Genomic DNA, 13144 nt, shown 5'->3' with positions numbered 1-13144 from the left:
GGCGTCCCCTTCAAGGACGGCGAACCGGTGCAAGACGATCGACCGGTTCAGCAGAAACTCGCCGCTTGAAATCGACCGTCACGATGCTGCTCATACACCACTCTTGACGTTAGCTCGGCGATGCGTGGCAAACCCTCGTGCATGAACCGAAGCCCTCACATGCTGCGCAATACAGACAACGCGCTCCGGAAGCCATCGCGCATTGATGCGTGTTTGACCGAGATTTTCTTTGCGCCGTCAACCGGTATCCGGGAACAACATCGTTCGCCTTCGTTGGGGGGTGCAGGCCTCACCTCTCCCCTGTCACATCCGGCTGACTCCGCAAACGGTCGACGGCACGTGGCCCGTAAGATATCGAGGACGGTCATGAGCCACCGACCTTCTTCGAGGTCTTGGCAGCGGCCGCAGAACGCGGGAGTCGAACGCGTCGCCGAGTCTGTTCCACGGGGACTTCAGGCGTTCGCAGTTCGATGAGAACATCGTCCAAGGTACGTCCGTAGCCAATTGGACGGGCATAGAGCTCAAGTCCCACTGCCTCGAAGAGACTCAGAAGCTTTATCGCGCCGATCTCAGGTAGCCTCCCAGTCTCAAAGCGGCTAACGCGCGCGCGGGTGATGCCGCTGCGTTCGGAGACGTTCTCTTGCGTCAGGTTCGCAGCCATTCGGGCGGTACGGAACGCTTGCCCCAATTCGAAAAGGTCCATGTGTCACCTGAGCTACGCGTCGCGTTTGCTGTAATGTATCGTATCGGACACATTACAGCATAAAATCGTCATAACGTGCCGTATACGACACGTTACACCTTTCAAATACGCAGGATTGAGCTTGGAGTCGGCTGGTGCGTTCAAGTCGTCTCGACATGTCTTCATCAAGGATATGCAGCCGCCACGCCGATGCGATTCAGGTCGGAAAGGCTGCGCCGCTCGCGGCAAACTCAACTTCCAAGCCCGTACGTGATTCGAGCACTGCATGTGAGCGCGACTTTGCTGCCGTTAGCCAAGGTTCAAGTCTTTGAAGTTTCTCAACTCAAAACGTCTTATGTGCCTCGGAGGCCATTTGCTTGCTTCCCGGACCATGTATGGCTTCAACGATGAACGGTCGAAGTTTAGGCGTCTCTTCTAGCCAATCGCGTTGACAATAGTCGCCGGCAGCGTCGTGCTTAAGCAGATAGGTTTCAATCAGACGCAAGTCCTTGTTGCGGAGCTTTGCGTTCTCGGCGAAGAAACAGAACGGGTGAACGACGAGCACGCTCTTCTCCGCCATTGAATAGACAACTGGGATATTGGTTCGGAACCGAGGCATCACTTCCATGAAGACGTCCCATTGACACCAAAGCTTATTGTGGATGGCAATCATCGTGGCTCCGCTTCCTCCCGAACGCGTGACGATGTGCACGTCAACGCCCTCTTCACCAGTTCGGGCGAACTCCTCCGCATTTACGAGAGGCACGCTCCGCATGTCGACCAGTAAGCAAAAGCGCTCGCTCGTTTCACCGCGAATATCGGCAGGCAGATTGCTGGTCTCGACAATGCAACAGTTCGAACCGAAGTCTTCGCTGTTCCGGTAGTCCCAAATAGCCGCTTCGCGCCACATGCTTTCCGTTTCGAAGACCTTCAGACTCTTTGCAACTTGGTCACTACCGGCATATCTTCGTACCAGCATTTCGACGACAAACGCAGTGCAACGCCCGATGCCCGCCTCCGACTCTTCCGGCAATTCACCCCTCACCACGTGCTCGACTATCCGGCTGACATCCGCGTCAGAACCATCTGCCTTTGCCAAAAGTTCCCTCAAGGGCGCGCTCAGGACATCCCACAGATGCTCCACCTGACGCATCGACTCGATAAATTGCTTAATCGAAACCAGCAGGGCATCAGCCTTGCTTTGTCGCACGAGTTCGGCGGCGACATCCGGGATGTCATCTTCAATCCACGCCACAATCGCCTCAGCATAGGCGCAGCTCCAATAGTCGGAGTGTCGTCCGTTGTCACCTGCGATGAGAATGTGTTCCGCGTGATGTTGTGCCAAGCGCAACAGGTCGGCATCGTCCACGGGTACCGGAGCCATCCTCATCGCTTCCGACACATGCGTACCACCCGCGATGACGGTCTGCTTTGGCGCCTGCGCAGCCTCGCTCGCCAACGCACCCGCTCGCATCAGTTCGTCCCTCGCGCGACGTGAAGCTTCACGTCGTTTTAGAGCAGCCTTGACAACTCGCGCGAAGAACGCTGCTGCCTTAGGGTGGTCGTCGTGCTGAACGACTCGAATCGCTTCGCTAATGTGCTCGAGTTCGACGTGCCCCCAGTCCTCCAGTTCGCAGCACATCTCGGCTTCTGCGTCCCAATGCTGCTCACGTTGAATGCGGCTTGCCTCAGCACGCACGTCACGATAAAGCGTCAAGAGCGTGATGAATTGCGGCAGCTGGCCATCTGCGCACAAGGATTCGTACATCTCGGGCTGTTGCTTGCTAATCATCCAGACCACGACCTCCGGGACGGTGGGCACGATACCGAACTGCAGAGTCGAGTCCATGTCTTGGAGAAGCTCGACAGCGTGAAGGAATACTCGTTCCAAGGAGGTTTGAAGACCGGGAGCCGTAGCGGTGATGATGGGTTTGCAGGTGAGCATGATCTAAATTCAATTGGATGTGTATTCAAATAGCGATCGCTTTTTAGCCTCGACGACTATGGTCCCGAACTTTCCGGCCCGCTTTCCCTGTCTCCCAACGTGCTGCGCCCGGTCAAACCGATCTCCGCGAGTGTGCTTTTGGTCCTCGCGCATCTGGAGGCGCCGGGGCGACTACGACAGCATCGCGAACCAGCAACCAGAGTCGTTTCGAGTCAATCTCGCCGAGCTAAAATTCCCGGAACGTGTGTGCAATACGAAGACGCAGCCAGCCGACAGCCATTGATAATTCGCGTGTGAATTCACACGCCATTGTAAACATCAACGAATCTACGGAAATCCCTTGAGCGAAAGTACTCCGAGCGCATGGAATAGGTTGGCCTCACGTGTGATGCGAGCGGCCTTGGCTCGCAAGGACGTTAACTATTCGGCTCTCGCCGCCCTGATGCGAGCGGACGGAGCCGACGAGACCGCTCGGTCAGTAGAGGGAAAAATTCAGCGCGGTGCAATGCGTTGCTCGTTCTTTCTGCAAGCGCTCAGCGTTATGAAGGCAGAGTTTCCAACGCAGTGGTCGAACGCCATAGGGAGCGCCAAAACTTGGGACCGTCGGGCAGCCGCCCTCTTACGCACTGAAATGGACCGTCGCGCGGGCGTCGACTTCGATGAACTCTCTCGTCGACTCCAAGTAATCGGTGTCTCGCTGCCTGCTGAGCAATTAGAGGGTCAAATCGAAGAAGGCTCATACGCCTTGACGTTGCTGCTGCAAAGCGCAGCGGTGCTCGGCATAGGTGGCATGGAGCGATTCATCGACCATGACGACCTACTTGATGCGGCTCAGCCTGTAGACGGCCGTGCCTAATGCTCCAATCCTCTGTCGAATGAAGGTCCTTGCATCCAACAAGAACTGAACTATAGTGACTCAACCGCGTGTGAAATCACGCAATGCAGGGAATGTCGGATCGCTTAGTTGGCGGGATTTAGAGCGAGCCTTCGCGCCGAAGGAGTAGCTCGACAGGAGGTGGCGAATGCCTATTTGGAGACCCCAGCCCGTATCCGAGGAACCTGAGATAGAGCTGCTTAGATGGAGCGTTTGGGAAACGGACGACCAGCTACGCTACTTTGTCGGCGCCAGGCCCGGAAATCTGGGGGGACGCGTCAGTTCGGCAATCGTAGAACTCGACGTCTCATCGCGGCGAGGCGTTACGCAGACAGGGCGTGTGTATGTTCTCGTAGGCGCGCCAGGGTTTGACTCAGGCGCGACTTACACTTGGCAGGCGTGGTTGAACGTCAATGAGGTGGAGCCCGCGTCGGTTAGGGACGTTACCTTCGAGATATTTGTTCGCAGCGACTTCCATTGAAGCATCACAGACGCGCCACGCATGCGGTCCCATCCTTAGCCCATCTGCCACCGTCGCACTGCTTCTGTACCCACAAGAGAGATGCGGACTACGCGATGCACGATTATCTTCGTTAAAGGACGCTTCCATGCTTCGTGTCCAGATGGTGATCTCGCAGGACAGTGACGACCTTGAGGTATTCGACTGGTTCGTCCATCGAGTCAAGATGCGCTGGTTTGTCACCTTCAGCGAACGTGCCGACCGAATTCGGTCGATTTCGATTGACCTATCTACGAACCCGATGGATTCTCCGGCGATCGCGGTGGCACAGCTTTGGAATAGTGTCTGGACGGAGCAGGCCTATCCGACGAATCGATGCTCGAAGCCGAGCTTCTTCCAATCTGAAATCCGAGTCATGTCGCCTCAAAAGCGATACTGGGTACAAGCTAGCACTTGGATATGGCAAGACGAACGTGTCATCGCGTATCGGTCTCATCCAGACATACAGCACAAAGCCAGCCCAGTACGGCTTGGGCCCATCGACAGCATGACACAACAGTGCTTCGACGTAGCTGCTGAGTTGGAATCAGAGTTTCTATGATGGTCAGCACACGAATCGTACGCTTGCCGAAGCAGCGCCCCCGCGATGAGGGGGACGAAAGCGGGACCATTGACATTCAAGCTCTCGAAGAGCAGACGCGGAGATCGCGCCGCGAAATGGTGAGAACGGGCAAACTGATTAACGAAGAGGAATTCCGTGTGCGTCTCGGTCCACGTGCGCGATACCTTCGTCGCTCGCTAGCCTCGGGAAGCATTTTCCAGATCGAAGTCGACGACGAGTTGTACTTCCCTGCTATCTTCGCCGACAATCGACTCAATCTTCCGAAGCTTCATTCGATTTGCCGCATCCTGGTGCCTGCCCCACCGATGGTGAGATTTCACTACCTCACATCGCGGAGAGGCAATTTGGGCGGCGTAACCCCGCTGAGTTGCCTCGACGACGAGAGGCAATATCGCCATCTACGGCGAATGGCGGCGGCAGAGGCTGCAGGTTACAGCATGACCTCCGTCGCGATATTCGCCGGCGACCACATCGAAGAGCCAGTTGACGTTAGCCCCATCTACAAGGCCGCCGAAGAAGTCGACCCGAGGGTCAATCTCTGGAAGCGCTGCCTCCGGGCAATCACCGTGGAGGGATACGTATCGCCAATGCCTCCGTATCCCTTTCTGGATGACGCGACAATCTTCGTCCACGAGCTTCGACCTGGCGGCGTTGACTCTCTCAAATCTCGCCTGCGTGTTTCCATCGCAAACGATGTAGCCACAGTCACTGCGTTCCGCCCGGAGAAGGCAAATCTCGTTCTTCCGCAAGTGCCGCTTGGCAAGGTATCTGATATCAAAGCAGCGATGCTGATTATCTTCGGCGCGCTCAAGGGAGGCGAGGACAGATCGAGAGAGGGGCGTAGGGCGTAACGAAAGTAGTCGTTGAAGTAGGCCCCATCTGCGAAGCGCGAGGGCGACCGAAGTGGCGCGCCTTCGTACCGCACAGGCTAATCATCTCCGCTTACATCGCTATTTATATTTTGAGCCGCCCGGATCTGCCAGTCATTGCAGGCAGTGCGGCGGCCAGATGAAGCCACAGAAGAAGTGAATCTAGCCAGGGTGCGCGGACCATGCTTCGGCCGGCGCGGCAATCACCTCCCCGGGCGACCTGCATTACAGCGCGTGAAAGGGGTGCGCCAAGCGCACCCACTCATATTAATCAACAGCGGCCGGATTGCACGCAAGCGTAAGGTCAAGCACATGATGGCGCAATGACGGGACCTCGCCTGACACGTTCGAAAATGCTTTCAAATGCTCCAAGGTGACCTGCTTATAGTCGAAAGGGTCGCTCTTTGCTTCATTGGATTCGTTGAAGAGTTGCGTCAGCTTGTCGAAATGATTGAACCGATACTTGACGAGACAGCACTTGTCAGTTCCAATGAATAGGATTGGTACCTCCCGTCGCATCTTTTGCAGGTGTTCAAAAGTTCGTTGGGCATCGACCCACAAAATGTCAGTTGCCAGTCGGAACATAGGGACCGTGATGCCGGTTCCCGGGCTTTGAAACACTCGAGTGAAAATCTCGGCATCGCCTGCCAGCTCTGTGGACAACTGTAGGCCCCCGAGCAGCAAGTCGGACACGGTCACAGCGAAACATATGCGCTCGCTCGTCCCACCTTGGAAGTCTTTCGGCAGACTTCTCGAATTGATGACGAAAAGCATGCTTTTGCTCGAGTTCATCGCTCGGATTTGCTGAACAGCATCTGAGGTCGCTGACGTCATAGGAAATTGCGAGAGCCGTTCCTGGCGGGTCTGGCGCAACGTCGCTTTACCACGCAGAACCTTCAGCACCTCTCTCGCGGCCGTCTCTTTTGCCCACGCTCCGTATCCCGAGGTTTCAAGGAGCTCGTCGTCGACGTAGTAGACAGGCGTCTGCTCGTCTTCGCCCTCCTCCTCATACCACCCCTCAAAGTCGGACTGAAAGCGGTCATCGAAAACCCAGTTGTGGTCTACATCGAGGTAAGCCAGCACGGCCGAAAGTTGATGCTCTTCCTCCTCATGCACCAAGATTTTCGCCACGCTTCCAGGTTTCATGTACCGAGCAAGCGACTCCGCGGGCCTCATCAAATTGACGAGACTCATAATCCTTCGCTCAAGCACCTCTTTGAGGTTCGACCTCAATATTGCGGCAGCGATTGCGGGCTGGTCGGCTTGCAGCCAGCCAAAAAGGTCGTTGCAATCGACTGAGCTCCAGAAATATCCGGACTCGCATTCCCACGTACTCGCCAGCGCATCGAAGCAGAAGGCCGCAGCGTGCTCAACCAAGGCCGCATATTGGTTCCCGGCCTCCGGAGTGATTCCTCTGTATCGAAACTGTCGAGTCCATTCAATACGCGGAAGGGAAGAGAGAAGTGAATAGTCTTTGCAATTGTTCATTTAAAACAAATTCTGTTATGGAGCGTCAAGAACTCAGCCGGTAAGTTTTTATTATCATCAAGCGACGACATGCGGCTAGACTAATGCCTGATATCGCTTGAGTCAATGACTAAAAATGGAAAAACCTCGAATATAAATTCTTAGCTAAAGGTGGCGTTTAAAATCGGATGCCTACTCTGTCGGTAGAAAACACTAAACCGATTCGGCGTAAAACTGAATCGAAACCGATGACAGAAACGATGAACCACCGACCGCAAACAATCCAAATCTTTTTACCGAGCGGTGACCCGCGCGGCATCCGCATTGCCGAAATCACCACGCGAATCGTGCAGGCGATAGACGTGCCTCGTAGCCGCCTATCGGACTTTCTCGCGATGCGTGAGTCTCAGCAGTTGTCGCTCTACTTCCTTATTGGCGAGCGGGAGGATGGCTCAGGGAATCAGGTGTACGTTGGCCAGAGCGGCGACTTGCGAAAACGACTGGCGGCCCACAATAATGAGCGTGACTTTTGGCAACGCGTTGTCGTCTTGACGACGCGGACTGAAAGCCTGACTCCCACGCACGTCCTTTTCCTAGAGAATCTGTTTATCCAGGAGGCTAAGAAAGCCGCCCGCTATCGGACGGACAACAGCAACGAGGGCATGCGCTCCCATACACCGCCGCCTCTCGTCGCCGATTGCCTCGAGATTTTCGAGACCGGCCGTACGCTGGTCGCCTCTTTGGGCTATCCGCTTTTCGAACCGGTTGTTGGAAACTCATTCGCCGGCGCCGCCGATGATGTCCTCGTCTGCCGGCGTTCAGGTACATCAGCCCGTGGCAGCTATACAGACGAAGGGTTTGTGGTTTTCAAAGATTCAATCGGGAAGGCCGAAGTCGGCCGTGGGTTCCAGAGTCACTCATTTGCTCGACTGCGAGAAGAACTGCTTCAGCAAGGCAAGCTCACTATCCGGGACGGTGTCCTCGTTTTCGTCGAGGACGTGCTCTTCACCTCGCCAAGCGGAGCGTCTGCGGTGGTTTGCGGCGCCGCGTGTAATGGCTGGTTGGACTGGAAGGATTCGCACGGCACAACGCTTCATGACTTGAAGCGTCGAAACGACGATAACGAAACGACCATCGCTTCCCTCGAGGGTCTCCGTCTCCTTTCAGCCGCCTGACGCTCGCAAAAATCCGCCATTTCGATTTGATACCTTCACCGACACGTGGGTATCGTGCCTTCGAGCGGGTATTAATTGGCAACCGCCAAACGTTTTCCCCATACCATTTTTGACCTCGACCATCTGGCACGTTTAATTAACTCGCATCGGCACTCAACCTGGCGCGAGCGAGCGGCGAAATATATTCGTCGACAACTTCGTCGGCGGCATGCTTGTGGTTGCGATGAAGTTCGCTTTGTTGCCCTCCGCCCTCGTCCTTCTGATGTTCATGATGAATAACGTAGCCGCCGGAGGCGTGCGCCTTCTTGCTAAGGGCTCGCTCTTTTCCCTCCCCGGCATCGGAATCGGCATAGCCTCCTTCGGCGCCGCATTTGACGGGGGCAGTTTGTCAGCCAGCACCATCGCAAGCGCGCCGATGTTGATTGTCTATCCACTCTCGCTCGGCATCGTCACTCATCGCACTTCGCTCAAGTTAGCGGAGCGATCTGCGCGTTGAAGCGATTGAACGAATATGACAGTCTGACCGGCTTACTTAACCGCGCCACACTTGGCCGCCGCATGCACGAACGGCTTGCTGAGGCTCAGGCAAACAACACAAGGTTTAGCCTCCTTTTTATTGACCTTGACGATTTCAAAACTGTCAACGACTCCCTCGGTCATCAGTTCGGAGATGAGCTATTGGCCACTGTCGCGAGCCGACTTGAACGGAGCGTGGGCGCGACAGAGGAAATCGGTCGATACGGCGGCGATGAATTCATCATCGCGTCACGGCTGCCGACGCTCGAAGCCGTCGAAAGACTCGCCTTCAGAATCATCGAAGCTGTGAACCTGCCCATCCTCACAAGCGGAGGAAACCTGTATCCTCGTCTGAGCGTTGGTATAAGCAGCTTTCCCGAGCATGGCCAAGAGGCCGATTCGCTGTTGACTAAGGCCGACGCCGCAATGTACAGAGCGAAGAAAGGCGGGAGGAATCGCTACGCCACGTATGAAAACAAGGCACAGACGACTACATAGGCAGTCAGTTGTGCTGTCGAAAGACGTTCGACGGATCCCAGCCCCATCACGGCACCAGTCACGACGATAGCCGATTCGGAGGTGGTAGACTCTCGCCATCCCCGTTGAACCGATCTTTTCGGTCGAATCCATACGACGCGCCTCAGGAGAACTTGTCGCGTGAGACTCTTCTCAAGTACCCCGCTAACCCGTTCGGGTCTGACGATCATCCTCGATAAGGATAACTGGAACGATTGGTTCGTGTGGCACACCCTCTTCAACGTCCGCGTTATTGACCAGGACGGAAAGTCAACTCATCTTGGAGGAGTCAAGATCGGTCGTAAAGGGATGAGTAAAGGGGAAGCGTCCACCCAGATTCCTAACGACGTTTCGGAACTCGGCGAGGCCTATTTTTCAGTCGGTCAGGACGAGAACTACTACGAAACTCTGATTTCGCTTGGAGACGACTTCCGGGAGACATATCTTCGTGCCATGCGAGACTGCGCGTTTTCGCTAGAAACCTTCGAAGACAATATGTCGGAACCCGTGATGTATGAATCACTGCTCCGCTATGTTGATCCTTCGCGGGTGAAGCAGCGGTTTCATCGTCTGGCGACTGGGCGCGTGATTCTTACCGCCTACAGCTTTGACTATCAATTTCCAACAGATCCTAAGGCGCTAACCCCACCGCCCGTCCTTTCGTTTTCGGTGACTCCGGACTCACTTCCTGCAACGAATATTCATGTCCTCATCGGACGTAACGGCGTTGGGAAATCGCGTTGCTTCGACCTCCTGGGACGCGCATTTCTAGGGATGCCAAACGAAGACCCAACAAAGGGCGTCGGCGCGATCATCAATACCGCAAAAGCCAGTGATTTCGGCCCAGTTCAGGAAGACCCTGGATTCGCAGGTTTGGTGGCCGTGTCTTTCAGTGCATTCGATTCGAAGGGGCCTTTAACCGGGGTAAACAACGTCGCCGTAGAGGCTTCTACTGCAAAGCGCTATGCCTACATTGGCTTGGTCACTCACGCGCAACGTGACAAGGAGACTCCGAACGGCGACTCATCACTGGCACGCATCAAGGGTCCACCGGAACTGTCCCAAGAATTCGCGAAAAGCGTACTCGTGTGCCGTGAAGGTGTGCGACTTCAACGTTGGAAGAAGGCGCTTGAAACATTAGAGAGCGACCCACTGTTTGCGGAAGCGGATGTGTCATCTCTCGCTAACGACGATGAACTTGAGATCGAGCAGCGTGCGAAGAAACTTTATGAGTTGCTGAGTTCTGGCCATGCCATTGTATTGCTCACCATTACGCGGCTGGTCGAACTCGTCGAAGAGCAATCACTTGTGTTAATCGACGAGCCAGAGAGCCACCTCCATCCACCGCTCCTCTCCGCGTTTGTGCGTACATTGTCCGACTTGCTGATTTCCCGAAACGGGGTTGCGATCATCGCGACACACTCTCCGGTCGTACTTCAGGAAGTGCCGCGATCCTGCGCTTGGAAACTCAGCAGAGCTGGGCACGAGGCGAGCGCAGACCGTCCCGAAATAGAAACGTTTGGCGAAAACGTCAGCGTACTAACTCGAGAAATTTTCGGGCTGGAAGTTACGCAGACAGGCTTTCATCGACTCATTGCAGAAAAAGCACAAAACAGCAGCTATGAATCAATTGTGTCTGAATTTGACGGCCAACTAGGAGCAGAAGGTCGAGCACTAGCGCGGGCTCTCAGCCTACTCCCTCCGACACAATCCTCCCCGGTCGACGCCGACGACTGAGCATGCGAAAACTAGCTCTTCCCACGTTTGCGCCTGTCGACGTGCTCTCAACATGTGTCTCGGGCGTTACTGACGCCGGATTGGTAGAGCGCCTGGAAGCCGTAAAAGCAACTTTGCTTTCTACGGCCGACAATTATGATCAGCGTGCGCGCGCCAGCGAACTTCATTTGGTCCCTCGTGTAGCCCAGGTGGGTGACGTCGCGAAAGCAGAGCTGGAAAAATTATACGATGGCCATATGAGTCCGGCGAAAAGCGCAGCCCGAAAGTACTATGATGTCTTGCGAAGCGCAGCACCTCATCGGAAGTGCCCACTTTGCGGAATCGGCGTAGTTTCCGCTCTCGACCACCACCTGCCGAAGTCCAAATATCCCGACCTCGCCGTCTGCCCCTATAACCTCGTGCCGATATGCGATTTTTGCAATAAGGCGAAGCTCTCGTCCTATCCCAAAGAAGCCGGTCAGCAAACGATTCATCCCTACTACGACGACTTTACGCAAGAGCAATGGATTTGCGCACGGCTGGACATTGAAGGGCCACCGGCGCTGACTTTCTATGTAAGCCCACCACCTCATTGGGACGAAATCAGACGTTTGCGAGCACAACGGCACTTCGACATTGTGAAGCTTGGGCTCAGCTATACCTCGAATGCCAACGAAGATATGTCCTCGCTCAGGGGACATCTTGAGTCAATCGAGAACCGCGAAGGTGCGGCGGGCGTACTTGCGCATCTAAGGGACGAGTGTAATCGATATATAGAACGGCTCAATAGCTGGCAGCACGTCATGTATCAAACGCTCGCAAATCATGCTTGGTTCGTAGCTGGAGGATTCCGCAACATCCCGAAACCTAACTTCCTTGTTAAGTGACGCCGGGCGCTTCCATGATCGTGCGGAGCGAGCTGGGCCGCTGGCCAACCGTGGACGTAGGCTTGGTCAAACTCTCTTGCCGGCCCGCCAATCCCCGTTCGTAAAGAAATTAGCGTTCGAACATTAACACCACTTTCTGTCCTGGCTTGCAGCCACATTCACGTCAGGAACAAGGGCCGCGCCGATTCTCGCGCTCGTCACGCCCAAAACTGACGCAAAGGGCTTGAGCGCTGACAACCCATACGACAGCGGAGAAAAAAGCTCACGCTGCAAAAGGAACCGGTCTACCGAGCCTACTCGGTAGACCGGCTCGCTCTTCACCTCCGCTTTCGCGGAGAACACAGGGCCCACTCACCTTCGCTTGCGCGGCGAACACCGCTCACCTCCGACAGTGCGGAGAACACCGAACGCTACGGGCACTTACGCTCGACCTCCCGTGCTCGAGGAAGCCGTCAAGTGGAGAGGCCACGGCACGTTTATATCTCTGAGACGCGAGCAAATCAAGCAGGCGAGAATGAATTTCTGTTCAAAACATAGATAAGCCCCGAAGTCGAGGCAAATACTGCCTAGGCCTCTTTGCCTACATTTCAGTGCATGCAATCGGCCAAGTTCATCAGAATCTGTAACGTGTGCGCAAAGTCAGCGTCTCCGACGTCCAAACTGCTAGCAATATCCAAACGAGCAAATTGTTGCCTGCGACCCATCATTCGGTCGGCTGGAACTAATTGCACCTTTCTGATAAAGATAGAAGAACTGCGTATATTTTTTTAACTTAAAATCAATAAGTTAGGAAGTTTTGTCCAACTTGAAAGCTATTTTTGAGCACGTTCCGGCGCGGCTTTCAGCCAAGTTCAAAATGGTTGTTTGACAGCAAGCTGACCTCGCCGTCGACGCGTGAATTGATAAGACTCGCCTCCGTTGGGCCGAATTGTAAAATCGCAACAATCAAATTTTCGTGACTTCCTGCCGGATGGTGTCGTTGGCTTGGCGCTTTTATCGATCGCGCAAACCGGCGTTGATAAGTTTCCGTCTTGAGGTCCCCTTTGAGCGAGACAGTCGTGCCACAGGCCCTTTCGCGTGAGTCATCGGCGTCCCGCATCAAAACGTCACCGCGTAGTGAGCGGATCGTCGACGAGCTATGCCGCTTCGTTGAAATTCGCCAATTGACCGCTCTATCCCGGCGCAGGTAGAGGCGAGCCGGGAAGCGGCTTAGCTTCCAGATGGCAGCAAAAGCAGAATTCGCTGGCACAAACCGTATACGAGATCAGCGGAATTTTCGCTCCTGTCGAAAGCTGGCAAAGAACTCAGAGCCACTAAGAGGCGTTAACAGAATGACTTTTGCAGGTGTCGCCAGCATATGATGCAGCAAGCGATTTCGAGCAAAGCCTCGTGGATGAAAGCGAGGCGCTCGAAGC

Annotated in this window: 11 protein-coding genes and 1 pseudogene; 8 read left to right on the top strand and 4 right to left on the bottom strand. The window is 55.0% G+C overall.

The genetic code is table 11. The features are described from left to right. Positions 1-364: 364 nt before the first annotated feature. Both QCE58_RS33675 and QCE58_RS33670 read right to left on the bottom strand, forming a co-directional pair. Positions 365-703 (bottom strand): helix-turn-helix domain-containing protein, encoded by a 339-nt coding sequence (locus tag QCE58_RS33675; protein WP_284502709.1) that lies wholly within the window; start codon positions 701-703, stop codon positions 365-367. Positions 704-1025: 322 nt separating this feature from the next. Next, positions 1026-2531 carry a hypothetical protein gene (locus QCE58_RS33670; protein WP_250522742.1) on the bottom strand — a complete coding sequence of 502 codons (1506 nt, stop codon included), beginning with the start codon at positions 2529-2531 and terminating at the stop codon, positions 1026-1028. A gap of 436 nt (positions 2532-2967) precedes the next feature. On the opposite strand from QCE58_RS33670, the gene QCE58_RS33665 reads away from it, so the two are divergent. The 3 genes from QCE58_RS33665 (at position 2968) to QCE58_RS33655 (ending at position 5434) form a co-directional block, all read left to right on the top strand. Then, the gene (locus QCE58_RS33665) at positions 2968-3483 is read left to right on the top strand and encodes a DUF6471 domain-containing protein (RefSeq protein ID WP_309781211.1); all 516 of its coding nucleotides are present in this window, start codon (positions 2968-2970) and stop codon (positions 3481-3483) included. Positions 3484-4109: 626 nt separating this feature from the next. Continuing rightward, entirely contained in the window at positions 4110-4562 is a 453-nt protein-coding gene (locus QCE58_RS33660; RefSeq protein ID WP_309781209.1) for a hypothetical protein, read from the top strand. 23 nt (positions 4563-4585) lie between these two features. Next, the gene (locus QCE58_RS33655; protein ID WP_250522744.1) at positions 4586-5434 is read left to right on the top strand and encodes a hypothetical protein; all 849 of its coding nucleotides are present in this window, start codon (positions 4586-4588) and stop codon (positions 5432-5434) included. 285 nt (positions 5435-5719) lie between these two features. Here QCE58_RS33655 and QCE58_RS33650 read toward each other — a convergent pair whose 3' ends face one another. Then, positions 5720-6940 carry a hypothetical protein gene (locus QCE58_RS33650; protein ID WP_250522745.1) on the bottom strand — a complete coding sequence of 407 codons (1221 nt, stop codon included), beginning with the start codon at positions 6938-6940 and terminating at the stop codon, positions 5720-5722. A gap of 227 nt (positions 6941-7167) precedes the next feature. Between QCE58_RS33650 and QCE58_RS33645 the strand changes: the two genes are divergently transcribed. The 5 genes from QCE58_RS33645 (at position 7168) to QCE58_RS33625 (ending at position 11729) form a co-directional block, all read left to right on the top strand. Next, positions 7168-8094: a GIY-YIG nuclease family protein gene (locus tag QCE58_RS33645; RefSeq protein ID WP_250522746.1), complete on the top strand. Its 927-nt coding sequence runs from the start codon at positions 7168-7170 to the stop codon at positions 8092-8094. Between the two features lie 145 nt (positions 8095-8239). Further along, positions 8240-8590 carry an MASE2 domain-containing protein gene (locus QCE58_RS33640; RefSeq protein WP_309781214.1) on the top strand — a complete coding sequence of 117 codons (351 nt, stop codon included), beginning with the start codon at positions 8240-8242 and terminating at the stop codon, positions 8588-8590. Beyond that, positions 8587-9108 (top strand): GGDEF domain-containing protein, encoded by a 522-nt coding sequence (locus QCE58_RS33635; protein WP_250522748.1) that lies wholly within the window; start codon positions 8587-8589, stop codon positions 9106-9108. Before QCE58_RS33640 ends, QCE58_RS33635 begins: the two co-directional genes overlap by 4 nt. Positions 9109-9267: 159 nt before the next feature. Next, complete coding sequence (locus QCE58_RS33630; protein ID WP_250522749.1) at positions 9268-10863, top strand: AAA family ATPase; 1596 nt, start codon at positions 9268-9270, stop codon at positions 10861-10863. A 2-nt stretch (positions 10864-10865) separates the two neighbouring features. Further along, entirely contained in the window at positions 10866-11729 is an 864-nt protein-coding gene (locus QCE58_RS33625) for a hypothetical protein (protein WP_250522750.1), read from the top strand. Positions 11730-13052: 1323 nt separating this feature from the next. Here QCE58_RS33625 and QCE58_RS33620 read toward each other — a convergent pair. Beyond that, positions 13053-13144, bottom strand: a pseudogene (locus tag QCE58_RS33620) (IS5/IS1182 family transposase); the annotation flags it as partial.

Origin of the sequence: Caballeronia sp. LZ028, from assembly GCF_031451415.1 — a bacterium.
Classification (GTDB): Bacteria; Pseudomonadota; Gammaproteobacteria; order Burkholderiales; family Burkholderiaceae; genus Caballeronia; species Caballeronia zhejiangensis.
This window is presented reverse-complemented; position numbering and strand designations above follow the sequence as displayed.

Excerpts from the sequence above, each read along its gene's own strand:
- QCE58_RS33625 (WP_250522750.1), top strand. The coding sequence starts at position 10,866 with ATGCGAAAACTAGCTCTTCCCACGTTTGCGCCTGTCGACGTGCTCTCA.
- QCE58_RS33645 (WP_250522746.1), top strand. The coding sequence starts at position 7,168 with ATGACAGAAACGATGAACCACCGACCGCAAACAATCCAAATCTTTTTA.
- QCE58_RS33660 (WP_309781209.1), top strand. The coding sequence starts at position 4,110 with ATGCTTCGTGTCCAGATGGTGATCTCGCAGGACAGTGACGACCTTGAG.
- QCE58_RS33650 (WP_250522745.1), bottom strand. The coding sequence starts at position 6,940 with ATGAACAATTGCAAAGACTATTCACTTCTCTCTTCCCTTCCGCGTATT.
- QCE58_RS33675 (WP_284502709.1), bottom strand. The coding sequence starts at position 703 with ATGGACCTTTTCGAATTGGGGCAAGCGTTCCGTACCGCCCGAATGGCT.
- QCE58_RS33670 (WP_250522742.1), bottom strand. The coding sequence starts at position 2,531 with ATGGACTCGACTCTGCAGTTCGGTATCGTGCCCACCGTCCCGGAGGTC.